The sequence below is a fragment of the Sphingomonas sp. CFBP 13714 genome (assembly GCF_014842205.1).
Classification (GTDB): Bacteria; Pseudomonadota; Alphaproteobacteria; order Sphingomonadales; family Sphingomonadaceae; genus Sphingomonas; species Sphingomonas aerolata.
The window spans coordinates 363,791-388,184 of sequence record NZ_JACYVG010000001.1 but is presented as its reverse complement, the minus strand read 5'-3'; the positions used below and the strand labels follow the sequence as shown (position 1 = coordinate 388,184).

Annotated in this window: 24 protein-coding genes; 12 read left to right on the top strand and 12 right to left on the bottom strand. The window is 67.1% G+C overall.

The annotated features are described in order from the left end of the window. Window positions 1-6: 6 nt before the first annotated feature. The gene (locus tag IFT54_RS01885) at window positions 7-633 is read right to left on the bottom strand and encodes an SdpI family protein (RefSeq protein WP_192069409.1); all 627 of its coding nucleotides are present in this window, start codon (window positions 631-633) and stop codon (window positions 7-9) included. A gap of 8 nt (window positions 634-641) precedes the next feature. Then, window positions 642-953: a metalloregulator ArsR/SmtB family transcription factor gene (locus IFT54_RS01880; RefSeq protein WP_056673357.1), complete on the bottom strand. Its 312-nt coding sequence runs from the start codon at window positions 951-953 to the stop codon at window positions 642-644. Window positions 954-1,228: 275 nt separating this feature from the next. Between IFT54_RS01880 and recQ the strand changes: the two genes are divergently transcribed. Genes recQ through IFT54_RS01865 form a run of 3 tightly spaced genes read left to right on the top strand, consistent with a single transcriptional unit; the run spans window position 1,229 to window position 3,833 of the window. After that, window positions 1,229-2,998 carry a DNA helicase RecQ gene (gene recQ / locus IFT54_RS01875; RefSeq protein ID WP_031439294.1) on the top strand — a complete coding sequence of 590 codons (1,770 nt, stop codon included), beginning with the start codon at window positions 1,229-1,231 and terminating at the stop codon, window positions 2,996-2,998. After that, window positions 2,995-3,423, top strand: a complete 429-nt coding sequence (locus IFT54_RS01870; RefSeq protein ID WP_056406725.1) for a TIGR01244 family sulfur transferase — start codon at window positions 2,995-2,997, stop codon at window positions 3,421-3,423. The genes recQ and IFT54_RS01870 overlap by 4 nt, the downstream gene beginning before the upstream one ends. Continuing rightward, window positions 3,420-3,833 (top strand): hypothetical protein, encoded by a 414-nt coding sequence (locus tag IFT54_RS01865; RefSeq protein WP_056406723.1) that lies wholly within the window; start codon window positions 3,420-3,422, stop codon window positions 3,831-3,833. The genes IFT54_RS01870 and IFT54_RS01865 overlap by 4 nt, the downstream gene beginning before the upstream one ends. Window positions 3,834-3,959: 126 nt before the next feature. On the opposite strand, the gene IFT54_RS01860 is transcribed toward IFT54_RS01865, so the two are convergent. From IFT54_RS01860 to IFT54_RS01845, 4 genes are all read right to left on the bottom strand, one after another. After that, window positions 3,960-5,312, bottom strand: coding sequence for an ammonium transporter (locus tag IFT54_RS01860; protein ID WP_244648458.1), 1,353 nt, complete (start codon window positions 5,310-5,312; stop codon window positions 3,960-3,962). A gap of 27 nt (window positions 5,313-5,339) precedes the next feature. Continuing rightward, window positions 5,340-5,678: a P-II family nitrogen regulator gene (locus IFT54_RS01855; protein WP_031439291.1), complete on the bottom strand. Its 339-nt coding sequence runs from the start codon at window positions 5,676-5,678 to the stop codon at window positions 5,340-5,342. 171 nt (window positions 5,679-5,849) lie between these two features. Further along, on the bottom strand, window positions 5,850-6,050 hold the full coding sequence (locus tag IFT54_RS01850; protein WP_031439290.1) for a putative signal transducing protein: 201 nt from the start codon (window positions 6,048-6,050) through the stop codon (window positions 5,850-5,852). Beyond that, window positions 6,047-6,604 (bottom strand): pyridoxamine 5'-phosphate oxidase family protein, encoded by a 558-nt coding sequence (locus IFT54_RS01845; protein ID WP_031439289.1) that lies wholly within the window; start codon window positions 6,602-6,604, stop codon window positions 6,047-6,049. Before IFT54_RS01845 ends, IFT54_RS01850 begins: the two co-directional genes overlap by 4 nt. Window positions 6,605-6,745: 141 nt before the next feature. On the opposite strand from IFT54_RS01845, the gene IFT54_RS01840 reads away from it, so the two are divergent. The 3 genes from IFT54_RS01840 (at window position 6,746) to IFT54_RS01830 (ending at window position 10,465) form a co-directional block, all read left to right on the top strand. Beyond that, window positions 6,746-8,971 carry a TonB-dependent siderophore receptor gene (locus IFT54_RS01840; protein ID WP_192069407.1) on the top strand — a complete coding sequence of 742 codons (2,226 nt, stop codon included), beginning with the start codon at window positions 6,746-6,748 and terminating at the stop codon, window positions 8,969-8,971. 119 nt (window positions 8,972-9,090) lie between these two features. Beyond that, window positions 9,091-9,363: a CsbD family protein gene (locus tag IFT54_RS01835; protein ID WP_031396253.1), complete on the top strand. Its 273-nt coding sequence runs from the start codon at window positions 9,091-9,093 to the stop codon at window positions 9,361-9,363. A 73-nt stretch (window positions 9,364-9,436) separates the two neighbouring features. Next, window positions 9,437-10,465, top strand: coding sequence for a beta-propeller fold lactonase family protein (locus IFT54_RS01830; protein WP_192069406.1), 1,029 nt, complete (start codon window positions 9,437-9,439; stop codon window positions 10,463-10,465). Window positions 10,466-10,480: 15 nt separating this feature from the next. Here the strand turns inward: IFT54_RS01830 and IFT54_RS01825 are convergent, their stop codons facing one another. Further along, window positions 10,481-11,878 carry a hypothetical protein gene (locus IFT54_RS01825; RefSeq protein WP_244648455.1) on the bottom strand — a complete coding sequence of 466 codons (1,398 nt, stop codon included), beginning with the start codon at window positions 11,876-11,878 and terminating at the stop codon, window positions 10,481-10,483. A gap of 211 nt (window positions 11,879-12,089) precedes the next feature. Between IFT54_RS01825 and IFT54_RS01820 the strand changes: the two genes are divergently transcribed. Further along, window positions 12,090-13,016, top strand: coding sequence for a crotonase/enoyl-CoA hydratase family protein (locus IFT54_RS01820; RefSeq protein WP_042466417.1), 927 nt, complete (start codon window positions 12,090-12,092; stop codon window positions 13,014-13,016). Window positions 13,017-13,035: 19 nt separating this feature from the next. Here IFT54_RS01820 and IFT54_RS01815 read toward each other — a convergent pair whose 3' ends face one another. Beyond that, window positions 13,036-15,045, bottom strand: a complete 2,010-nt coding sequence (locus tag IFT54_RS01815) for a putative bifunctional diguanylate cyclase/phosphodiesterase (protein ID WP_192069405.1) — start codon at window positions 15,043-15,045, stop codon at window positions 13,036-13,038. 120 nt (window positions 15,046-15,165) lie between these two features. Here IFT54_RS01815 and IFT54_RS01810 point away from each other — a divergent pair, with 120 nt between their 5' ends. Further along, complete coding sequence (locus tag IFT54_RS01810; protein WP_192069404.1) at window positions 15,166-15,753, top strand: septal ring lytic transglycosylase RlpA family protein; 588 nt, start codon at window positions 15,166-15,168, stop codon at window positions 15,751-15,753. Here the strand turns inward: IFT54_RS01810 and IFT54_RS01805 are convergent. Then, window positions 15,732-16,346: a class I SAM-dependent methyltransferase gene (locus IFT54_RS01805; RefSeq protein WP_031394390.1), complete on the bottom strand. Its 615-nt coding sequence runs from the start codon at window positions 16,344-16,346 to the stop codon at window positions 15,732-15,734. The two genes, IFT54_RS01810 and IFT54_RS01805, sit on opposite strands and share 22 nt — an antisense overlap. A gap of 181 nt (window positions 16,347-16,527) precedes the next feature. On the opposite strand from IFT54_RS01805, the gene IFT54_RS01800 reads away from it, so the two are divergent. Together IFT54_RS01800 and IFT54_RS01795 are read left to right on the top strand one after the other, a co-directional pair. Then, window positions 16,528-16,851, top strand: coding sequence for an antibiotic biosynthesis monooxygenase (locus tag IFT54_RS01800; protein ID WP_031394391.1), 324 nt, complete (start codon window positions 16,528-16,530; stop codon window positions 16,849-16,851). After that, window positions 16,848-18,170 (top strand): MFS transporter, encoded by a 1,323-nt coding sequence (locus IFT54_RS01795; RefSeq protein WP_192069403.1) that lies wholly within the window; start codon window positions 16,848-16,850, stop codon window positions 18,168-18,170. The genes IFT54_RS01800 and IFT54_RS01795 overlap by 4 nt, the downstream gene beginning before the upstream one ends. A 27-nt stretch (window positions 18,171-18,197) precedes the next feature. Here IFT54_RS01795 and IFT54_RS01790 read toward each other — a convergent pair whose 3' ends face one another. Further along, entirely contained in the window at window positions 18,198-18,482 is a 285-nt protein-coding gene (locus IFT54_RS01790; protein ID WP_146163640.1) for a hypothetical protein, read from the bottom strand. Between the two features lie 305 nt (window positions 18,483-18,787). Beyond that, complete coding sequence (locus tag IFT54_RS01785) at window positions 18,788-21,061, bottom strand: CDC48 family AAA ATPase (RefSeq protein ID WP_031396435.1); 2,274 nt, start codon at window positions 21,059-21,061, stop codon at window positions 18,788-18,790. A 277-nt stretch (window positions 21,062-21,338) separates the two neighbouring features. On the opposite strand from IFT54_RS01785, the gene IFT54_RS01780 reads away from it, so the two are divergent. Further along, window positions 21,339-22,223, top strand: coding sequence for a LysR substrate-binding domain-containing protein (locus IFT54_RS01780; protein WP_037530034.1), 885 nt, complete (start codon window positions 21,339-21,341; stop codon window positions 22,221-22,223). Window positions 22,224-22,405: 182 nt separating this feature from the next. On the opposite strand, the gene IFT54_RS01775 is transcribed toward IFT54_RS01780, so the two are convergent. Continuing rightward, the gene (locus tag IFT54_RS01775; protein ID WP_031440995.1) at window positions 22,406-22,861 is read right to left on the bottom strand and encodes a peptidylprolyl isomerase; all 456 of its coding nucleotides are present in this window, start codon (window positions 22,859-22,861) and stop codon (window positions 22,406-22,408) included. A 108-nt stretch (window positions 22,862-22,969) separates the two neighbouring features. Here IFT54_RS01775 and mgtE point away from each other — a divergent pair, with 108 nt between their 5' ends. Beyond that, a complete protein-coding gene (gene mgtE / locus IFT54_RS01770) occupies window positions 22,970-24,379 on the top strand; it encodes a magnesium transporter (protein ID WP_031440994.1) in 1,410 nt (469 codons plus the stop codon). Window positions 24,380-24,394 lie beyond the last annotated feature (15 nt).

The window sequence follows — 24,394 nt, the reverse complement described above, 5'->3', positions numbered from 1 at the left end:
CAAGGCCTACCCTGCCCGGTGCGTCCGCCGCCAGTAGAAGAACGAGTAAAGGATTGGCGTCGCGACCATCACGAGCAGCAGCGCGATGACGAACGACGTGCGCGTTTCGCCCTGCATCGGCAGCAGCCCGACGAGGATCAACCCGAACCCCGCCCCCATCATGATACGGCCGCCATAACGATGCGTGGCGATCCAGTTATCAGGATCCATGATCGCCCAGGGCGTGCGGATGCCGACGAAGAATCCCGGGCGCGACTTCGGCAGGACGTTGCCGAGCGCCACGAACAGCACCCCGATCCCGACCAGCATCGTCGTCGCGGGCAGCGTGATGCCAAAGGCCGGCGCGGCGACCATCGCCTCGACCAGTATCAGGATTCCGAGCAGCCCGGCCCAGGCCGTGCGGTAGAGCGGAGCGGATTGTTCGAGCTTGTCCTGCATCGGTTCGAGCGAGGGCAGCGCCGCCATCACCAGCGAGACCACGACCGTCAGCGCGACAGGCATGAACAGAGCAGTTTCTGCATCGGCGAACCGGTCGGGCAGCCCATCAGGGCCCCAATGCGTCGGCAGTTGCGTCCCCGCCGGCAACCGCCCGAGCGCGACCGCGGCGACGATCGCGAGCCCAGCCGCAGTCACTGCAGAGGCTATGATGAGGTTTCGGTAGCGCATGTCTCGTCCCCCTTATCGTTATCCGCGGCACCGACGCGAAGCCGCCCCATGAAGCCCATCACCACCTCCTCCATCACCGACAGATCGAGCGTGTAGACGATCGACGTGCCGCGGCTTTCGGCCTGGATCAGGCCGGCGGCTTTCAGCTTGGCGAAATGATTGGACATGGTCGGTTTCGACACCGCGAACGCGTCGGCCAGCGCCCCTGCGGTCATCGCGCCGCCCTTCAGCAGCTCGAGGATGCGGCGGCGGGTCGGGTGTGCAAGGGCGTCGAAGACCGAGTCCATGCGCTTTGTTTATTCGTAAAGTCGCTAATTAGCAATACGGCTAAGTTTACGCGAGGGCTCGGCGGTGGTTGCACCTCCCCGGCGGAGGCCGGGGTCCAGTTGGGAGACGTTGCTGACAAAGGGCGTCCCGTTGTTACGACCACCTTTCCAACTGGGCCCCGGCCTCCGCCGGGGAGGTGCATGCTAAATGGTCGGGATGCCAGACCCCGGTGCACCGGCGCGATAAGGCCCGCGCTATCCTCGACATCGCAGCGGGGATCGCTACCTAGACGGCGATGGCACTCGACCCCCTTCCCGATCTCCAGCGCATCTTCGGCTTTCCTGATTTTCGTGGCGTGCAGCGCGATGTCGTCGACCGCGTGCTTGCGGGGCAGCGGACGCTGGCGGTGATGCCGACCGGGGCTGGCAAGTCGCTGTGTTACCAGTTGCCGGCGACGATGCTCGAGGGGACGTGCGTGGTCGTGTCGCCGCTGATCGCGCTGATGCACGACCAGCTGCGTGCCGCGACCGCGGTGGGGATCAAGGCGGCGACGCTGACGAGCGTCGATACCAATCGCGAGGAGACGATCGCGCGGTTCCGCGCGGGCGATCTCGATCTGCTGTACGTCGCGCCCGAGCGGGCCTCGAACGAGAGCTTCCGCAATCTGCTGTCGCAGGCGAAGCTCTCGCTGTTCGCGATCGACGAGGCGCATTGCGTCAGCGAGTGGGGGCACGACTTCCGCCCCGACTATCGCCTGTTGCGGCCGTTGCTCGACAGCTTTCCCGACGTGCCGCGGCTCGCGCTGACCGCGACCGCGGATGCGCACACGCGCGCGGATATCCTCGAACAGCTGGGGATCTCGCAGGACGGCTTGATCGTGTCGGGGTTCGACCGGCCGAACATCCGCTATGCGATCTCGGCACGCGACAACGTCAACCGGCAGATCGCGGATATTCTCGAGAAGATCCCGGGGCCGGGGATCGTCTATGCGCAGACACGCGCGGCGACCGAGAAGCTGGCCGAGGCGCTGGGGCGCAGCGGGCGGCCGACGCGCGCCTATCATGCCGGGCTCGATCCGCAGGTGCGCGCGAAGAACCAGGCGGATTTCGTCGCGAGCGAGGACATGGTGATCTGCGCCACGGTCGCGTTCGGGATGGGGATCGACAAGCCCGACGTGCGGTTCGTCGCGCATGCTGGGCTGCCGAAATCGATCGAGGCCTATTATCAGGAAACGGGGCGCGCGGGGCGCGACGGCGATCCGGCGATCGCGCATCTGTTCTGGGGCGCGGAGGATTTCGCGCGCGCCCGCCAGCGGATCGGCGAGGTCGAACCCGAGCGGCAAGCGGGCGAGCGCCAGCGGCTGACCGCGATGGGCGGGCTGGTCGAGACCGCGGGGTGCCGGCGCCGCATTCTGCTCAAGCATTTCGGCGAGGAGCGGCTCGAGGATTGCGGCAATTGCGACAATTGCCTTGGCAATGTCGATGCGGTCGACGCGACCGAGACCGCGCGGAAATTCCTGTCGGCGGTGTTCCGGACGGGGCAGATGTTCGGCGTCGGCTATATCGAGGGCATCCTGACGGGCGTGTCGAGCGAGCGCAGCCTGATGAACGGGCACGAGGCGCTGTCGGTCTACGGGATCGTCGAGGGCGACGAGGTGGCGTTGCTGAAACCGGTCTCGCGCGCGCTGATGTTGAAGGACGCGCTGCGCACCAATCCACACGGCGGCCTCGAATTCGGACCGGCGGCCAAGGCGATCCTGAAAGGCGAGGCGGCGCTGTCGGTGATCGTGCCGCCCAAGCGCGAGCGGCGGCGCAAGGCTGCACCGGGGGCCGTGCCGAACCCGGTCGACGATCCGCTGTTCGAGGCGCTGCGCGTATGCCGCCGCGATCTGGCGAAGGACGCGGGCGTTCCACCCTATGTGATCTTCCACGACTCGGTGCTGCGTGACATGGCGGCGCAGCGGCCCGCGTCGCGCGCGGCGCTCGCGGTGCTATCGGGCATTGGCGCGCGCAAGCTCGACGCCTATGGGGATGCCTTTCTGGCAGTTATCCGCGAGTCCGCATGATCCGGCACATCAACGAAAGCATTTCGGTCGCGCCGCAGATCGCGGTCGAGCAGGTCGCGGACATTGCCGCGGCGGGGTTCAAGACGATCGTCAACAACCGCCCCGACGACGAGGATGCGGGACAGCCTTCGGGCGACGCGATCCGTGCGGCGGCCGAGGCAGCCGGCCTGAACTATGTCGCGATCCCGGTGACGCATGCGGGCTTTTCGCATCCACAGATCGACGCGATGACCCAGGCGCTGACCGAGGCCAAAGGCCCCGTCCTCGCCTATTGCCGGTCGGGCACGCGGAGCTGCAATCTGTGGGCGCTGGCCGCGGCTAAGGCGGGGCGCAATCCCAACCTGCTGCTCGCGCAGGCCGAGGACGCGGGCTATGACCTGCGCGGGATCCGCCCGATGCTGGACGCGCTCGCAGGGCCGCGATGATCCCGATCGCGCTCGGCCCCGCGGTGATCGGGGCTGCGGTCGCGGCATTGGTGGCGTCGGTCGGCGGTATCGGCTGGGCAACGGCCCGGAAACGGCGCGTGATACGGATCGAGACCGCCGAGGAGGCCGCCGAGGCGGCGCAGGCGCAACTGCCGGGCTTTGCCGTGTCAGGGGCCGTCGTCGGCGCCGATGGGCGCGGTGCGCTCGCCGTCGCGGACGATGGCCGTGTCGCCGCGGTCAAGCGTGTCGGCAAGCGGATCGCGGTGCGCGAGGTCACCTGGCGGACGGTGCGCGCGACGCAGGAGGGAATCCTCGTCGAGACCGGCGACCGGACGCTCGGCGCGGTGATGCTCTCGCGGGTCGACGTGCTCGATATCCGGCGGCTGGCTCCCAGGAACATCGGCGTCTAGCGGCCACCCTGCCGGCACCGCGATCGACACGCAAAAAAAGACCCGGTGCGTTGTGCGCACCGGGCCAGGTTGTCCGCAGGAGGAACATCGTGGGTGCGGGCTCGGGCGGCCCGCTACCGAACAGGATCAGTTATAGGCACGCTCGCCATGCTCGCCGATGTCGAGACCCTCGACCTCGACTTCGGGCGAGACGCGCAGGCCGGTGACCGCCTTGGCGATCAGGATCGCGATCACGGTGCCGACCGAGGCCCAGATGATCGTGACAAGAACCGCCTGGATCTGCACCAGCAGCTTGGCACCGATCGCATAGTCGGCGGCACCCGGGCCACCGAGCGACGGCGCATAGACCACCGCAGTGCCGATCGCGCCGACCATGCCGCCGATGCCGTGGATACCGAACGCGTCGAGCGAGTCGTCATAGCCGAGCAGCGGCTTGATCTTCGACACCGCCATGAAGCAGATCAGCGAGGCGATCGCGCCCAGCACGATCGCACCGAACGGGCCCGAATTGCCCGCCGCCGGCGTCACCGCGACCAGCCCTGCGACGATGCCCGAGCAGAAGCCGAGCGCCGAACCCTTGTGACCCGACAGCCGCTCCGCGAGCATCCAGAACAACGCGGCCGACGCGGTCGCGACGAAGGTGTTGATCATTGCCAGTGCCGCCGACCCGTTCGCCTCGAGCGCGGAGCCGGCGTTGAAGCCGAACCAGCCCACCCAGAGCAGCCCGGTGCCGATCCCGGTCATCACCAGCGAATGCGGCGCCATCGGCTCCTTGGGATAGCCGATCCGCTTGCCGAGCATCAGTGCGGCGACCAGCGCGGAAACGCCCGCGTTGATGTGGACGACGGTCCCGCCGGCGAAATCGAGCGCGCCAGCCTTGAAGAAATAGCCCGACGCGGCCCAGACCATGTGCGCGATCGGGAAATAGACGATCGTCAGCCAGACCAGGCCGAACACCATCACCGCGGAGAATTTCATCCGCTCGACGACCGAGCCCAGCACCAGCGCGATCGTGATCGCGGCGAAGGTCATCTGGAAACAGACGAAGACATATTCGGGAATCTCGACGCCTGCGGTGAACGTCGCCGCCTGCGAAGCCGGGGTGATCCCCTTGAGGAACGCCTTGTCGAGGCTGCCGATGAAATTGCTGAGCAGCGGATTGGTCACGTCGGGACCGAAGGCCAGCGTATAGCCCCACATCACCCAGATGAGCATCGCGAGTGCTGCGACCGCGCCGATCTGCGTCATTGTCGAGAGCATGTTCTTCGACCGGGTAAGACCGCCGTAGAATAGGGCGAGACCCGGCAGGATCATCATCAGGACGAGGATCGTCGAGGTCATCATCCAGGCGGTATCACCCTTGTTGACGGTGGCGACGACGGGCGCGGCCGCGGGTGCGGCGACCGTCTGCGCAAAGGCGGGCGCGGCGGCGACCAGCGCGGCACCGAACCCCAGAACCGCCGCGGCGGCTGTCTTCATGTCATGCTTCATCGTGTCCCCCTCCCCTCAGAGCGCCGAGTCGTCGGTTTCGCCGGTGCGGATGCGCACCGCCTGGCTGACGTCGACCACAAAGATCTTGCCATCGCCGATCGCGCCGGTGTTGGCCGATGCCTGGATCGCCTCGACCACGCGGTCCACCAGGCTCGTCGCGCACACGACCTCGACCTTGATCTTGGGCACCATGTTGGTCGTGTATTCGGCACCGCGATAAATCTCGGTCTGACCCTTTTGCCGGCCGAACCCCTTGACCTCGGTGACCGTCATGCCCGCCACGCCGAGCGTGGTGAGCGCTTCGCGCACCTCGTCGAGCTTGAACGGCTTGATGATGGCAATGACGAGTTTCATCGCGCCCCTTCCCCTTGTTACGCCGAACACAACGCAACGACCGTGCCAGTTTACCGGCAAGGTGCGGGACGGGGCGGGAACGGGGTGCCGGATGCGCCGGGCCGCTAGAAACTGTGCAGCGCGCGCCGATTGCCTCAAAAACGGGCAGCGCGCCGCCGGACGGTTATTCGCTCACCGGTCGGGAATGATCGCGCGTGCCTCGGCGAAATCGTCGGCGTCGACCATCACGCGGACCGGGATCAACAGATCGCTGCCGTCGCCGATCGCCATGTCGCCGTCGAACACGATCGCGGCGATGCCTTCGCTTTCGAGCCGACCGGCGATGATCAGCGCCTCGTTGCGGCTGTAGCGGCCAAGCTCGGCGAGACTCATCGGGCCGCACCGGGCGCGACCGTCGGCACCCGCGTCGGCAGACCGTCGATGCTGCGCGGATGCTCGGCCCATTCGGCGAGCCGTTCGGCGTCGCTCTGCCCGGCGTGATATTTGGACAGAGTCTGGCGTTCGCGATCGAGCGTCATCACGGGCACGCCCCATCCGCAGCTCGTCTGCACCTGGTCGACCGCGATCTCGAAGATCTGCCGCGTACCCGGCAACGGCGTGAACTGCGCATAGAGCGCGTCCCAGCGATCGTCCTGCGGCAGTACCGCGGTGCCGTGCCCATAGATGCGGAAGATGAGCGCGGGGCGATCGAACGCGCAGAACATGATCGTAATGCGTCCGTCGGCGGCAAGATGCGCATTGGTCTCGTTCCCCGAGCCGCCGACGTCGAGATAGGCGACGGTGCCAGCGTCGAGCACGCGGAAGCTGTCCATCCCCTTGGGGCTTAGGTTGATCCGCGCGCCCTCGGCCGCGGTCGCGACGAAGAACACGGGCTGGCGTTCGACGAACGCGCGGTGCGCGTCGGTAAGGGCGGGGAAGAAGTCCATGGCAACACCCTATCAGGACCACCGCTCAGACGCGAACGGTGAACCGCTTTTCCAAGCCACTGAAAACGCAATTTGCGAATCGGTCGCAACGCTATTGCAAATCAGTCGCGACAACAGTAGCGAGCCGGAAAGGGGTTTTTCATGTCCGATCGTCGCTTCGCCCGCCTGCTGCTAGCCGGCACCATTCTCACGGCCGGGCTGTCCGCAACACCGGCCTGGGCCGGGTCCGTGTCGGAGGACACGACCCCCAACGCGTCTGTGGCAGCCGCAACAAGCACTGACGAATCTGACGCGTCCGACGCGTCCGAGCCGCAGGATCACGGCGTGATCGTCGTGACCGGCGAGAAGGCAACGACGATCGCGTCGTCGGGGACGAAGAGCGCAACGCCGATCGTCGAGACGCCGCAGTCGATCAGCGTGATCAGCGCCGCCGACATTGCCGGGCTGGGGCTGCAGAACCTCAATCAGGCGCTGCGCTTCGTCGCGGGTGTGACCCCCGAGACGCGCGGTGCATCGGCCGAGGTGTACGACCAGTTCAAGCTGCGCGGGTTCGACGCGCCGGTCTATCTCGACGGGCTGCGCCAGTTCGGCAGCGCGACCGGCTATGCGGTGCCGCAGGTCGACGTGTCGCGGCTCGATCGGGTCGAGATTATCAAGGGCCCGGCGTCGGTGCTCTATGGCCAGTCGAGCCCGGGCGGTCTGGTCGCGGAGGTCAGCAAGCTGCCGCTTGATCGCGCAACCTATGGTGCGGTCAGCGGCACCTATGGCACCTACGACCTGTACCGCGTCGACGCCGATATCGGCGGGCGCGCAGGGGACGGCGTGCTGTGGCGCATCTATGGCAGCGCGAATGGCGCCGACGATCAGCAGACGCAGGGCCAGGGCAAGCGCGAGCGCCAGACGATCTCCGCCGCGGTGACCGCCGGCGCGGGCAGCAGCACCAGCTTCACGCTGCTCGGCGCCTATTCGCACGATCCGTTCAATGGCAATTACGGGGTGTTCCCGACGCTCGGGACGCTGATCGACAACCCGGCAGGCAAGATCTCGACCAAATTCTATGGTGGCGAGCCCGGGGACTTCTTCCGTCGCGAACAGGCCGCGCTGACCTATATCTTCAATCACGATTTCGGTAGCGGCTGGGCGCTGCGCTCGTCGGGGCGCTATCAATATGTGAAGAGCCGGATGGGGCTGGTCTATACCAGCGGACCCGCGGTCGATCCGCTCGCGGTAGCGCCGACGCTGTATGCCCGGTCCTCCTATTCGACGCGGGAGCAGCTCAACAACTGGACGTTCGACAATCAGCTGACGGGCAAGGTCGTCACTGGCCCCGTCACGCACAACCTGTTGTTCGGGGTCGACCGTCAGGTCGCGCATTCGGCGGGGCTCTCGGCCTTTGGCGGCGGGACGCCGATCGACGTTTTCAACCCGGTCTATGGGACGATGCCCACGCCGCAGACGCCAGCCGATGTCCAAGCGTCCTTCGGCATCGGTTCCGCCAATGTCCGCCAGCGTCAGCAGGGGATCTATGCGCAGGACCAGATTGCGGTCGGCGGGCTGCGCGTGACGCTAAGCGGCCGCCAGGACTGGGCCCGCCAAGCGCGCGACGGCCAGGCGCAGAAGGACGAGAAGTTCACCTGGCGCGCGGGCGCGCTGTACCTGCTGCCGTTCGGGCTTGCGCCCTATGCGAGCTACTCGACCTCGTTCGAGCCGCAGAATGCGCGCCTGCGCGACGGCAGCCTCGCCCAGCCCTCGCTCGGCAAGCAGATCGAGGCGGGGGCGAAATTCCAGCCGACCGGTACCGAAATCCTGGTCACCGCGGCCTGGTTCCGAATTGAGCAGACCAATGTCGTCGTCAACTATCCCGACTTCACCGCGGACCAGGTCGGCAAGGTGCGGTCGCAGGGTATCGAGGTCGAGGCGAGCGCGCCGCTGCCCTACGGCTTCAACGCCAAGCTCGCCTATAGCCGCCAGCGCGTGAAGAAGGTCGAGGACGTCATCCCCGCCAATATTGGCCTGCCGCTCGCGACGGTCGGGCGCGGCGGGATTTCGGCGAACCTCGAATGGGCACCGACCGAAGGGCCGGCGTCGGGCTTTGCGATCGGCGGCGCGGTGCGGCACGTCGACAAGACCTATGCCGATTTCTATTCGGACGGCGTCGCGCGCTATTCACCCGCCTATACGGTGTTCGACGCGCTGCTGCGTTACGATCTGGGCAAGCTCAGCCCGCGGCTCGCCAATGTCGATCTCGGCGTCAACGCGACCAACCTGTTCGACAAGAAGTATCTGACGAGCTGCTTCGCCAACTATGCCTGGTGCTGGTACGGCAACCGCCGCACGGTGCAGGCGACGATCGGGTATCGCTGGTAACGGGCCGCTCAACCCTGCGCAGGCGGTTTATGCGCAGGTCGATGGCACATCTTGGCGTGTCGGCCGTTCAGCGGTCCGAGCGCATTCGTTCCGGATGCCGTCCAGCATAGGAGTTTAGCATGAACACGACGACCTTGAAGGGTGAAGGCCAGGATCTGCTCGGTTCGGTGAAGCAGGCAGCAGGCAATGCAACGGGCGACAGCTCGCTCCAGGCCGGCGGCGTCGCCGACCAGATCGCAGGCACCGCAAACAAGGCGATCGGCACCGCGACCGACACCGTCGCACCGCTCGCCGACAAGGCGCGTGCGTTTGCCAAGGATCGTCCGTTCGCCACCGCGGCGCTGGTCGGCGTCGTCGGCATCGCGCTGCTCAACACGCTGCGCGGCAAGTGATCAACCGGGGCCGCGTCCGCGCGGCCCCGCTGGTCGGAGGATCCCGGCGGTGTCGGCATGGGGTGACCGCCTCGTGAGTCGACCCGCCGGCCTCTGGATCGGTACCAGTCGCGGCGGGCTGCACCCACTGCGACACGGCGATGGCTGGTCGACCGGCGCGCCCTATCCTGACGCGATAAACGTGTCCTTCGGCGTCCGTTCGCCGCGCCATGACCTCCATTATCTCGTCGACGAACGCGATGACGGCGCGGTCGGCCTGTATCGCGCCACCGCCGACGGCTGGCAACAGATCGCCCGCGTGGCGGTCGATGGGGACGCGCCCTGTCATCTCGCGCTGAGCCACGACCAGAGTCTGCTCGCCGTCGCCAATTATGCGAGCGGGAGCGTGTCGGTCCTAGATCTCGACGCCGACGGCCTGCCGAACGCGCCAGCCCATGTCTTTGCGCATAGCGGATCTGGTCCGAACCGCGAGCGTCAGACTAGCCCTCACGCGCATTGGGTCGGGTTCGATGCCGAGGATCGCTGGCTCTATGCAACCGATCTGGGGACCGACGAAATCCGCGCCTTCGCGGTGGCGCCGGCGCCGGCGCCGGGCGGCAACCGTGTACGGGCGGCCGGCACAGCCTTTCACGCACCAGCGGGGTCGGGGCCACGCCATCTGCTGCTGCATCCGCAGGTGCCGCGGGTGGCGTATCTAGCAAACGAACTTGCGAACACGCTGACCGTGCTGGTCGGCGGCGAGGGTCGGTTCTCGGCGACCAGGACCGTGTCGACGCTGCCCGAAGAGTATGAGGGTCCGAGCATCGTCGCGCATCTGGCGATCAACGCAGCGGGGGACCGCCTCTATGTCTCCAACCGCGGGCATGACAGCATCGCGGTCTTCGCGCTCGACCCGGATGGCGACCCGCGGCTGATCCAGCATGCGCCGGCAGGGGCGGCCTATCCGCGTCATTTCGTGCTGTTGGAGGACGAGGGCCTGATGGTCGTCGCGAACGAGAAGGACGAATGCGTGACGCTGCTGCCGATCACCGCGGACGGGCTGCTCGGGCCGCATGTCGCCCGGGTCGCGGTTCCGGGGGCGGCGTTCGTTCTGTCACGCTAGGCTGCACGCCTGCACTCAGCGATAGGCGAGCGTCCAGCCGGGCGGCAGATAGTCGGTCGACATGTAATAATAGAAGAGGCAGCTGCCATCGGCGCGGTAGGTGCCGCCCTTGACGAGGCCGAGTGCGACCTGCCCTTCGAAAACCGGCGCGCCGCTGTCACCCGACTTGCATGTCGGCCCTTCGACCGCGACCCAGGTCGGCAGGCACGCGCCGCCGCACAGATCGCCCGCGGGGGCGAAATCGACCATCGCGACCGGCGCGCAGCTATAGCCGGTGCGCTCGCCGCGGTGACAGACGAAGTCGCCCGCGCGCGTGCTGGTCCGGTTGCGCCATGTCGCGACGGTGCGGAGCCGGGTCTTGGCGGTATCGGCAAAAAAGGCGGGCAGCCGTGGCGCAGTCGCCGGCAGCGCGGGCGCGCGGTTGATCTGGACGTCCTGATACCCCCAGCCCCATTGGCCGACATAGGGCAGCGCGATCGCCCGCCGCTCCGTGCCCGCCGGCGGCCGCCCGACATAATCGAGCGTGTCGGGACAATGCGCGGCGGTGGCGATCGCATCCGCGACGCCATCGGTGACGACGAATCCCGTCGTGCAGACATAGCGCCGCCCGTCGACCGTCCCGACCACCCGCCCGCCGCCCGCGACGTCCGGCATCACGGTCACGACGTCGGCAGGCGGGATCGTCGCCACGGGAATCCCGGGCGCTGTGGCGCCCGGCGTGGCCGTTACGCTCGTCTGAAGCGCCATCGGCAGCATCGGGCGGTCACTGGCTTCGATCCGCACGGGAACGCCGGTCATATCGGCGAACTTCGCGGTAAGCGCGCCATCCCGGTCGAGCGCAAGGTCCGCGGTCGCGACCATCACGACGAGTGTACCCGTTCGCTGATCCGCACCGATGCCGGGGGGATGCGGAAGCGCGGCGCGGATCGCCGCCTGGAAGGTGCGGATCTGGCCGAGTATCCGGTCGAGCGTCGCCGCCGCGCCGGTCCGGAACACCAGCGGGACGCTCATCCCCCCCGCCTCGACGACGCGGTCCGCGACCGGGTCGGTGCCGGTCAGCAGCACCACGATCCGGTAGGCCGGGTCATGCTCGACCGCGATGCCCGCGAGCCGATCCGCGAATTCGCGGCGCAGCGCGTCGGTGACGGGAATCGTCGCCGCCTGCGCCCGCATGCGGTGGAGCGCGACATCGAGCGGCACGCCGAAACGCCGCGCATATTCCGCCGCGTCCTGCATCGCCGCATCGACGGGGAGCTGGAGCTGCAGGGCGTCGACCGACGCGATCTGTGACGAGACGATCGGCGACGGGGCGGACGGTGCGACACTGGTCTGTGCCGCGCCAGCCGGCGTCGTGTACCCCAACCCCGCAACCAGCGCTCCGGCCAGCCCCGCCTGCATCCATCTCACTGTCATGATCGGCAAACGTCCAGTTTCGGGGGCCAGCACCGGGTCGCGGACCGTGCGCCACGACCGCCCCTGACCCCGACCCCGCCTAGCGCACCGGCGCGGTGTCGCGCGAGACGGATTTTAACGCGCGTCGCGCGCACGCCCCCGCGGGATCGCCGCCATTGTGCCCTAGGTTCGGCGGTGCAGCACTGCGCTGCGATTACAAAGGAATGCCACAGTGACTCTTGCTTTACCCGCCCGACATTTCTCGCCGGCCCCGCGACCCGCAACCGCGACCACAGCCGGGATCGCGGCCCCCGCCCCAACCCCACCGCTGTTCGCGCTCGACCAGCTCGAGGTGACGTTTGACCCGCAGGCCGACACGCTGTGGACCTATATGCGGCCAAGGACGCGGCCGAGTTTCAACCCTGCGCTGCTCGCGGACTTTGGTCAGTGGCAGGCCGATATCCACAGCGCCCACACCTCCGGGGCGATGCCGATTCGCTATCTCGTGCTCGGCTCGCGATTCCCCGGCGTCTTCTCGCTTGGCGGTGATCTCGACCTGTTCGCACAGCATATCCGTGCCGGTCACCGCGAGGCGCTGGTCCAATATGGCCGCGCCTGCGTGCAGATCCTGCACCGCAACCTGCGCGGCCTCGACCTGCCGATCGTGACGATCGGTCTGGTCGAGGGCGATGCGCTGGGCGGCGGGTTCGAGGCACTGCTGTCGTTCAACGTCGTCGTCGCCGAACGCGGCGCGAGCTTCGGGCTTCCCGAGACCGTGTTCGGGCTGTTCCCGGGCATGGGGGCGCACTGCTTCCTGTCGCGGCGGCTGGGGGCAGCGCGCGCCGAGCAGATGATCCTCAGCGGGCGCAACTACAGCGCGGAGGAGCTCTATGATCTGGGTATCGTCCACGCACTCGCCGACCCCGGCCAGGGACGCCGGGTGGTCGAGGACTATATCCGCCAGAACCGGCGTCGCCACAGCGGGCATTGCGCGATCTACGAGGCGTCGCGCGCGGTCAATCCGCTGACGCTCGACGAGCTCGAGGCGGTGGTCGACCTGTGGGCGGACGCCGCGCTGCGCCTCAGCGAGGGGGATCTCAAGCTGATGCGGCGGCTCGTCGCGGCGCAGACCCGTCTGCTCGACAAGCCGAAAGGCTGACGGACATCGCCCCCGGCCCTCAGGACAGCGCACGCATCCTGGGGGTTTCGTCGGCAAGCAGGTTCGCCACCTGGCTTGCCGACATCGGGCGCGCGAGCAGGAAACCCTGCACTGCGGTGCAGCGGGTGCGGCGCAGCTGCGCGAGCTGGGTCGGCGTCTCGATACCCTCGGCGACGGTCTGCATGCCGAGCGTCGCGGCGAGATCGACCACCGTCTGGATGATCGCCATCGACGCGGGATTGTCGTCGAGCGCGGTGATGAACGACCGGTCGATTTTGAGCGTCTGGAACGGGAATTTGGTAAGATAGCCGAGCGACGAATAACCGGTGCCGAAATCGTCGAGCGTGGTGCCGACCGCCATCCGGTTGATCGCCGACAGCGCCGCCAGCGATGCGTCGATATCGTCGAGCAACACCGATTCGGTCACCTCGAGATCGAGCCGCCCCGGCGCGAGCCCGCTGGCGTCGAGCGCGTCCTTCAGCACCTTGGCGAGCCCGGGCGACAGGAGCTGGATCGGCGACAGGTTGACCGCGACGCGCACCGTGTCCGGCCAGTCGCGCGCGTGACGGCAGGCCTCGCGCAGCACCCAGGCGCCGATTTCGACGATCAGGCCGCTCTGCTCGGCGATCGGAATGAATTCGGCGGGCGACACGCTGCCGTGGCACGGGCTGTCCCAGCGCAGCAGCGTCTCGCAGGACAGGATGCGGTGCGTCGCCAGGTCAAAAATCGGCTGGAAGGCGAGCCACAGCTCGCCGCGCGCGATCGCGCCGTGCAGATCGCTGGTCAGCGCACGCGTCCGTTCGATCTTCTCGTCCATCACCGGTTCGTAGAAGCAGAAGGCCCCCCGGCCGCTTTCCTTGGCGCGGTAGAGCGCGAGGTCGGCATGTTTAAGCAGCGTGTCCGCGTCGCCCCCGTCGATCGGTGCGATCGCCACGCCGAGCGAGGCGCCGACCGTCAGCCGACGCCCGGCATAGGCCACGGGCTGTGAGACGAGGTCGAGGATATGATCGGCGATCGTGCGGGCATCGTCGCGCGCGCCGATCGCGCAGACGACCGCGAACTCGTCGCCGCCCAGCCGCGCGACGATCGCGTCGCCGGCCACCCCGATGGTGCCGCCATCGGTGACGAACGCGGTCTGAAGCCGCTGCGCAACCTCGGTCAGCAGCACATTGCCCGCGAGGTGACCGAGCGAATCATTGATCTCCTTGAACCGGTCGAGATCGATCCAGTGGATCGACAGGAGCTCGCCGGTCGATTCCAGCCGGTGCAGCCGCCGCTCGAACCATTCGCGAAACGCGGTGCGGTTGGCGACCCCGGTGAGGTCGTCGCGTCGCGCGAATGCGGCGTGATGCTCGGCGAGCGCGGTCTTTTCACTCGCCGCGATGGTCGCGCCGAGGATGGCCTCATAGGTCTGCAGCGTGATGTCGATCATCGCCAGCACGAACAGGATGATGACGATCGCGAGCATTGCGTTGAGCGGCTCGCCCGACAAAAAGAGCCCCACCGCGAGCGGCAGCGACGCGAGGCAGAGCTGTGCGAGCGCGATCGTCGGCCGACCCGCATTGCGTCCGGCAATCCCCGCCGCATAGCCGATCGCCGTCGTCACCGAAAGGAGATGAAGTACGCCGTCCGCGGTCCGGGTCAGCGTCAGCAGCCCGAACATGCCAAGCAGCGCGGAAAAGGCGAAGGCGCCGATGCGGTAGTAAAACTCCCACTGTCCTGCCCGCGGGCGCTCGGCGGCACCCCGATCGACAGCAAATACGTCAGCGGCCTGTTGATCGGGCACGCGCTGGACGATGCCGATGATCCGCAGTGCGGCGACAAGCCCGATCAGCACCGCGAAGCCGGCAAGCCAGCGATCGCCACTGGTGACAGCCACGACCGTGGCGATACCCGTGCTCGTCAGCGCACCGATCACCAGCGACTTGGGTGAGGCATAGAGCGAGGTGACCAGAGTCGCCCGGACGTCCGCGGCGACCGCGTGATCCGAGTGCCGAAGCTGCCTCAACCGGGTAATGAAATGCGTCATGGCACCTTCGAACAGACTGTAACCGTAGGGTAAAGCGGTTAAGCAAACGCTACGATCCCGCGCGCGGGCGGTTCGCCGCAATGGGGTTCAGCTTCGACCGGGTGTCCGCTAGCAGGGATAATGATCCCAATCGCACCGCGTTCCGATACGCCCGGCCTGCTGGCCGCCCTCGCGCTGTGCGCCATGCTCGCCGGCTGCGGCACGACGCGCTACCGCCCGGTCAGCGACTATCCGGTCAAGATCGGCCGCCCTTACAGCGTGCGCGGCACGACCTACCGCCCCACCGATCTGCCGGGCTATGACGCAGTCGGCATGGCGAGCTGGTATGGCCGGGAATCGGGCAACCAGACCGCGAACGGCGAACGGTTTCGTGTGAAGGGCATTTCTGCCGCGCATACCGTCCTCCCGCTGCCGAGTTATGTCGAGGTCACTGCGCTCGACACCGGCCGGACGATCCTGCTGAGGATCAATGACCGCGGGCCGTTCACGCCCTCGCGGCTGATCGACCTGTCACGCGGCGCCGCCCGGCTGCTCGGGATCGAGCTCCTCGGCCGGGCCGCGGTCCGCGTCCGCCGCGTCGAGCCCGATGCAAAAGACCGGGCGCGGTTACGGGCCGGCAAGCCCGCATCAGCGAGACCCGATGCCTCGCCCGACGAACTCGCCGCGTTGCGCGCGCGGCTGACGGATCAGTCCTTCCAGGCCCAGTAGAGCTGTGCCGGGGGCACGTTCCACCATTCCATGTCGTGATCGATCGATTCAAAATGCGGGGTGAGGAAGTCCTTCACCTTCGGGCTGAACTGATAGACCAGGAACGCGCCGCCGCTGCGCAGTACCGAATGCGTGCCGGCGGCGATCGCCGGGCCGACGCCGGGGGGCAGCGTCGAAAATGGCAGGCCCGAAAGGACATAGTCGGCCGATTCGAAGCCGTGATCGGCGACGATCTTTTCGACATCGGCCGCCGAGCCGAGCACCGCCGAAAACCGCGGATCGGTGATCGTGTGGCGCAGATAGCGGATGAAATCGGGGTTGGTGTCGATCACGATCAGCGTCGCGTCGGGCGCCATGCGGTCAAGAATCGGGCGGCAGAAGGTGCCGACGCCGGGTCCGTATTCGACGAACACCTTGGTGTTGTCCCAGTCGACCCGACCGAGCATCTTGCGGATCAGCTTGTCCGAGGACGGCACGATCGAGCCGACCATGACAGGGTGTTTCAGGAATTCGGTGAAGAACATCTGCCACGGGGAGGGCACGCCGGCGGGGCGGGTGCGCGCGCGCCGGGCGGCTGTGGTCGGACTGGGCATCGTGTTCCTTACGATCAGGGATCCCGCGCGCACGCGAGGCTTTGAGCCCCCCGTCGCACGGATTCCAAACGTGTTTCAAGGCCTGCGGGTTGCATCACGCGACGAACCGCACCGAACGCGACCAGTGCCCGGTGCCGCAACCCGCGCTTGCCAACCCCCGGGCTTGGCTTAAGCATTGGGCATGCACGACGATCGGACGGGCCAGACGGCGGTCATTTTCATGTCGAACCGTAACGGCACCGACCCCGCCGGCTATGCCGCGGCCGCCGCCGCAATGGAGGCGCTCGCCGCGACGCAACCCGGCTATCGCGGGATCGACAGCGTGCGCGACGAAGCCGGGCTGGGGATCACGATCAGCTATTGGGCGGACGACGCCGCGGCGATCGCGTGGCGCGACGATCCCGACCATGCCGCGATTCGCGAGCGCGGGCGGGCGCTCTGGTATGACCGCTACCGCGTCACTGTCGCACGGGTCGAGCGCGACTACGACTGGGCGCGGCCATGACCGGCACCGGTCGCGAGGATGCGCGGATCGATCGTCGCTTCGCGCTGATGTTCCTCGTCATGCTGACGATCGCCGCGGGCAATACCGCGCTGCAATCGGTGCTGCCCGCGCTCGGCCGGTCGCTGGGCGTCGCCGACAGCGCGGTGGCGGGCGCGTTTTCGGTGTCCGCGCTGCTGTGGGTGATAGCCGCGCCGTTCTGGGCGAACCGGTCCGACCGGCATGGGCGCCGCGCAATGATTCTGCTCGGCATCGGCGGGTTCAGCGTGTCGCTGACATTGTGCGGGCTGTTCCTTATGGCAGGGATCAACCACTGGATCGGCGGGACCGCGGCGTTCGGCTGCTTCATCGCCGGGCGGCTGATCTATGGCGCATTCGGTGCCGCCGCCCCGCCCGCGGTGCAGGCGCTCGTCGCGGGCGAGACGACGCGCGCGGAGCGGACCCGTGCGCTGACCCTGCTCGCTTCCGCCTTCGGGCTCGGCACAATCCTGGGGCCGGCGATCGCGCCCTATCTGATCCTCGGGTCAATCGGCGGGCTGGAGGTGGGGCTGGCGGGCCCCGCCTTCCTGTTCGCGCTGTTCGGCGTGGCGGTGTGGATCACGGTGCGGCGGATGCTGCCCGATGACCGGATCGTCGCGCCGCATGATGATACGCACGGCGCGAGTTCGGCCTATCCGTCGATCGGCGGCGCGCCGAGCGGTGCGTCGGTCACCGCCGCGACCCAGTCGCATGTCGAACAGGTCGGCTATACCGATCCGCGCATCCGCGCCTGGATGATCGCCGGGCTGGTGATGGGGCATGCGCAGGCGATGACCGGGCAAGCGATCGGGTTCCTGGTGATCGACCGGCTCAACCTTGCCCCCGCACTCGCGCTCGAGCCCACGGGGATCGTGCTGATGATGGGCGCGGGTGCGGCGCTGCTCGCACAATGGGGAATCATTCCGCGGCTCAACCTGACCCCGCGCCAGCTCGTCCTGACCGGGCTGGTGCTGGCGGCGGCGGGCACCGCGCTGACGGGAATCGCGACCTCGCTCTACACGATCGCGACCGCCTATGCGCTGGCGAGCCTCGGTTTCGGCTTCACGCGGCCGGGCTTTACCGCGGGCGCCTCGCTCGCAGTCGGCGCGAATGCGCAAGGGTCGGTCGCGGGCAAGGTGACCAGCATCAACGGCGCGAGCTTCGTGCTCGGGCCGTCGATCGGGGTCGGACTGTACGAGGCGCAGCACTCGCTGCCCTATCTGGTCGCGGGCGCGGCGTGCGTGGTGTTGATCGGCTATGCCTGGGTGACGCTGAATGAGGCGAAGGACGCGTCGGGCGGCTGACCCGGGATTCATCAGGCCGCGGCTCCGCTATTTCGCCGACATTCCGATGCAGTACAGAAGCAGCGGAACCCCGATCAAGAGGATCATCAGTAACAAGTTCATCTGGATCAGTCGGTTGAGCCATTTCGGCTGCCCGGCAGAGTCCCGATCGGCCTCTTCCTTTGAATAGTCTTCGACAATTTCCATATCGAATTGCTTCGAAAAGAAATGCCTGGGACGCATCCGCAACGAGGCTTTCGGAGACAGGGCGTCTTCATCGACGTCGCGGCGCGCTGGCGAGTGATCGCCAGATTCAGAGGCTGGGCCTGACATTGCGTGGTTCCCGTATATTCGAGATCATGGGCGTGCAGCGCACGTCCCAAAGGTCAGATCGAATAAAGCCCGAACTCCAGCGGCCTATAACCGCGAGCTCGGGCTAACCCCGTGCGGCGAGTTGGCCGGCGTGATCGAGGAAACGCTTATGTGTCGCGGATGCGTACATGAAAGTTACATTGGACCCGTGCCCGGTAATGTCAACACATGGCACAAGATCAGGGCCATTCGGCCAGTCGACTATCGACCGCCGAATGGAACCATGCTGGCGGTAGCCCCTCTCCCGCCAAGGAGAGGGGCGATGATCACGCCGCGCCTTTGCTGGGGAAGGCGAAGCCGATCGGCTGGATGGCGGTCGCGTCCTGTTTCAGGCGGGCCGCCATCTGCTCATACTCACGCTCGGTCTCGGGCGTGACGCTTGCGCGCGATTCCTTCAGCGCATTGTCGAAATCAGCCATCGTCACGTCGGTCGAATCGATCGAGCGACGCAGCGCGACCAGGCCTGCGCGGCGGACGACGTCCTCGAGATCCGCACCCGAAAACCGGTCGGTGCGGTCCGCGAGACGATCGAGATCGACGTCGGACGCGAGCGGCATCTTCTGCGTCTGGATGCCGAGGATCCGCCGGCGCCCCGCTTTGTCGGGCACGCCGACATAGACGAGCTCGTCGAACCGCCCCGGGCGAAGCAGCGCCGGGTCGATCAGATTGGGGCGGTTGGTCGCGCCGATCACGACGACCGACTGGAGCTCCTCCAGACCGTCCATCTCGGCGAGGATCGTGTTGACGACGCGCTCGGTCACCTGCGGCTCGCCCGCGCCGCTGCCGCGGGCGGGCACCAGCGAATCGAGCTCGTCGATGAAGATCACGCACGGTGCGACCTGACGCGCGCGCTGGAACAGCCGGGTGATCTGCTGCTCGCTCTCGCCATACCATTTGCTGAGCAGGTCTGACGATTTGGTGGCGATGAAATTGGCCTCCGCCTCGCGCGCGACCGCCTTGGCGAGCAGCGTCTTGCCGGTGCCGGGAGGGCCATAGAGCAGGAAGCCCTTGGCCGGGCGGATGCCCAAGCGGCGGAACGCGTCGGGATTCTTGAGCGGAAGCTCGACGCCTTCCTTCAGCCGCATCTGCGCATCGTCGAGCCCGCCGACATCGGCCCAGCGCACGGTCGGCGCCTGGACCATGACCTCACGCATCGCGGATGGCTGGACGCGCTTCAATGCACCCAGGAAATCCTCACGCGTGACCGACAGGTCGTCGAGCACCTCGGGCGGGATTGTGCGTTCCTCGAGGTTGAGCTTGGGCATGATCCGCCGCACCGCCTCGATCGCCGCCTCGCGTGCGAGCGCTGCGAGATCCGCGCCGACAAAGCCGTAGGTCGTGCGCGCCAGCTCGTCGAGATCGACACGGTCGCCGAGCGGCATGCCGCGCGCATGGATGCCGAGGATTTCGCGGCGGCCGCGCTCGTCGGGGACGCCGACGACGATCTCGCGGTCGAACCGGCCGGGACGCCTGAGCGCCTCGTCGATCGCCTCGGGACGGTTGGTCGCGGCGATCACGACGAGGTTCGCGCGCGCTTCCAGCCCGTCCATCAGCGTCAGCAGCTGCGCGACGAGACGCTTTTCCGCCTCGCCCGACACCTGCCCGCGCTTGGGCGCGATCGAATCGATCTCGTCGATGAAGACGATCGACGGTGCGGCCTTGGCGGCCTCCTCGAACACCTGGCGCAGCTTGCCTTCCGATTCGCCATAGGCCGACCCCATGATCTCGGGGCCGTTGATCAGGAAGAACTGCGCGTCGGATTCGTTGGCGACCGCGCGCGCGAGCCGCGTCTTGCCGGTACCGGGGGGGCCGTGCAGCAGCACGCCCTTGGGCGGATCGACGCCCAAGCGCTGGAACAACTCGGGATAGCGCAGCGGCAGCTCGACCATCTCGCGCAATTGGTCGATCGTCTGTGCCATGCCGCCAATATCGTCATAGGTGACGTCGGCGCGGCGTGCGTCCTGCGGCTCCTCATATTCGGGGCGCAGCTCGATCTCGGTATTCTCGTCGATATGGACGACGCCCTTGGGGCTGGCGGCGATCACCGCGAGGCGGATCTCCTGCAGCGCATAAGCGGGCGCATTCATGAACTGCTGGACGCCCGCGGGCATGTTGCCGACCCGCTGATGCCCCGCGGTCGCGACGATGTCGCCCTGGCAGATCGGCCGGCCGAGGAATGTGCGCTTCAACGCGTTGGTCGAGCCCTGAAGCCGCAGATTTTGCTGTGCGGGCGCGAAGACGACGCGCGTCGCGGGCTTCGATTCGGCTTTGCGCACCTCGACGAAATCGCCCGAGCCCACACCCGCATTCGCGCGCTGGAGCCCGTCGATGCGCAGGATGTCGAGCCCCTCGTCCTCCGGATACGGCCCGACGGCACGCGCGGGCGTGTTCTGCTTGCCGAGGATCTCGATCACGTCGCCCTCGCCGATGCCGAGCGTCGCCATCAGCGCGCGCGGCAGATGCGCCAGGCCGCGGCCGCTGTCCTCGGGACGCGCGTTCGCCACCTGGATTTTCCGCGTCGGGGTTTCGCTATCGGGCATCTCGACTCCTTCAAACTCGAAGCGTGTCAGATGGGGGGCCGCCGCCGGGCTTGCGAGGACTTGAAAAGACAAAAAAAAGGGCCGGCCAATGAAGGCCAGCCCATGAAAGTTTTTAGGAGAGGATGCCTGAAAGGCGAGGTCTTTTTGCGTCGAGGCGGTTCATGTTGCAAGTGCGAATGGATCCGCTACGATTGCGCTAACTGCAATCGTAGGCTTCAATGCGGCCAATGATGCGGATCACATGCATCGAGTCGGATAAGGGAGTCGGGGAGGAATCATGCGGAGGCTGCCGCCACTCGGGGCTATCGAGGCGTTCGTCCAGGTCGCGCGGCTGGGCTCGATCAAGGCCGCCGCGGAGGACCTCGCGCTGTCCGCGCCCGCGCTCAGCCGGCGCGTGCAGAGCCTCGAACGGTTCATCGCCAAGCCGCTGTTCGCACGCCGGCATCAGGCGATGGTGCTGAACGCCGACGGCGAACGCCTGCTCGCGCAGATCGCGCCGGTGCTCGATTCGCTGTCGGATGCGGTCGAGTCGATGACCAGCACGACCGAGGTGCTGCGGCTGCGGCTGGGCATCCTGCCGCTCTATGCGTCGCAGAAGCTGTTCCCGCGGCTCGGTGAACTGCGCGCGTCGCATCCTGAACTGCATCTCGACATCGATACCGCGGCGCATCTGGTATCGCGGCTGGGTGACGGGCTGGACGCGGTGATCGCGCTGTCGCGCGAGATCGATCCGGCCTTCTATGCGCGGCGGCTCGATCGCAATTCGGTCTATGTTATCGGTGCGCGCACCCTGCTCGACCGCGCCGATCCGATCACCCGACCCGAACAGCTCTCGACGCTGACCGCGCTGGTCCACCGCGACATGACGGATACGTTCACCGCGTGGCGGACGGCGGCTGGGCTCGACGATATCGAGCCGCTGGCGATCGATCATTTTGATTCGGGGGCGCTGATGCTCGAAGCGGCGGCGCAGGGGCTGGGCGTCGCGTTCATGCATGCCAGCCATTTCGAGGATGCGAACGATCCGCGGCTCGTGCGGCTGTTCGAAATCGAGGTGGAGAGCCCGTACAGCTATTGGTTCGTCTGCCGCCCGCGCGCGCTGCAGGCCAAGCCGGTCAAGCTGTTCCATGACTGGCTGATCAAGACGCTAGCGGAAGTTTAGCGAGGCACAGCCTCCGCTCGGATACCGGATGTACGGTTGAGAGAGGGTCAGGGCAGCAACCGCGACGCGCTTCTGACTTCAAGCGCGTCGCGGCTAAGCCGCGCCGTCGGACGGAGCTTTGCTCCGCCGGCCGGCTTCGACTGTCTCCGACGCAGCTTCGCTGCGCCGGTGCAGTCTTCAGCTCAGGCTGCGCGTGCCTTCACGATCTTGCCGGGCTGGCGCGGCGGCTCGCCCTTGGGGAGCGCGTCGATCAGCTCCATGCCGTTGGTGACTTCACCCCAGACGGTGTACTGCTTGTCGAGGAAGCGCGCGTCGTCGAACACGATGAAGAACTGCGAGTTCGCCGTGTCGGGCTGGTTGGTACGGGCCATCGAGCACACGCCGCGGACATGCGGCTCGGCCGAGAATTCCGCCTTGAGGTTCGGCTTGTCCGAGCCCGACATGCCGGTGCCGGTGGGATCGCCGCCCTGCGCCATGAAGCCCGGGATCACGCGGTGGAACACGACGCCGTCATAGAAGCCGTCATTGGCCAGCTCGACGATGCGCTCGACGTGCTTCGGGGCCAGATCGGGGCGCAGCTTGATCGTCACGTCACCGCCGTCGAGGGTCAGCGTCAGCGTTTCGGGGGTATCGGCCATTGGGTCTTCTCCTGAATTGATGCGCGGCAGATAGGGATCCACCCCGCGACTGGCAAATGCATGCGCAGCGCGTTAGGGCCCAAGCGCACGCTTTAAAGGGAGGCAGCCATGAGCGAACTCGAGCTTCCCGAGGTCGAAACCGAGACCCAGCCCGAAACCCAGCTCGATCGCGACGACCGGTTGCGGCCCGAGTTCGTCCGCGCCGTGCTCGACGCGGTCGAGGACGGCGACAATGCGGCGGCGCGCGCGCTGGTCGAGCCGCTGCACCCCGCGGACATCGCCGATCTGTTCGAGCTGACGCCGCAGGAGGATCGCGCGGCACTGGCGCGCGCGGTCACCGATCTGCTCGACGGCGACGTGTTCGCCGAAATGAACGATTATGTCCGGGAGGATCTGATCGACGCACTCGAGCCGCACCAAGTCGCCGACCTCGCCTCCGAACTTGATACCGATGACGCGGTCGCGATCATCGAGGATATGGACGAGGACGAGCAGCGCGCGGTGCTGCGCGCGCTCGACCCCGATGATCGCGCTGCGATCGAGGAGGCGCTGAGCTACCCCGAGGAATCTGCGGGCCGCCTGATGCAGCGCGAGCTGATCGCGGTGCCCGAGCACTGGACCGTCGGCGACGCGATCGATTATCTCCGTGGTCACGAGGAGCTGACGACCGATTTCTGGGAAATCTTCGTCGTCGACCCCGCGCACAAGCCGATCGGCACGTGCCAGCTGTCGTGGATGCTGCGCACGCCGCGCGGGATCGCGATGGCCGATGTGATGAAGCGCGAACAGACGTTGATCCCGGTCGACATGGACCAGGAAGAGGTGGCGCTGCGCTTCCAGAAATATGCGCTGATCTCCGCCGCGGTGGTCGATCATGGCGGCCGGCTGGTCGGCATGATTACCGTCGACGACATCGTCCACATCATTTCCGAAGAGGCGGGCGAGGATACGCTGCGTCTGGCAGGGGCTGGCGACGGCGACATCAACGAACCGATCCGGCTGACGGTGCGGACGCGCTTCACCTGGCTGGTGGTCAATCTGGGCACCGCGATGGTCGCATCGTCGGTCGTCGGCCTGTTCCAGGGGACGATCGCGAGCTTCGCGTTGCTCGCGGTGCTGATGCCGATCGTATCGGGGATGGGCGGCAATGCCGGGACGCAGACGCTCGCGGTCGTGGTCCGCGCGCTCGCGACCAACCAGCTTACGAGTTCGAACACCAAGCGGATGATCGTCCGCGAATTCCGGATCGCCACGGCCAATGGCGTCATGCTGGGCACGCTGATCGGGCTGGGCACCTATGTGATCTTCCGCAACACCGACCTGTCGATCGTGATCGCGGCGGCGATGCTGACCAACAACATCACCGCAGGGCTTTCCGGCGTGCTGGTCCCGATCACGCTCGACAAGTTCCGGATCGATCCCGCGGTCTCGTCGGCGGTGTTCGTGACCACGATGACCGACACGATGGGGTTCTTCTCGTTCCTCGGCCTTGCCAGCCTGTGGGGGCTGCACGGTTGACGCTCCGGTTGAATG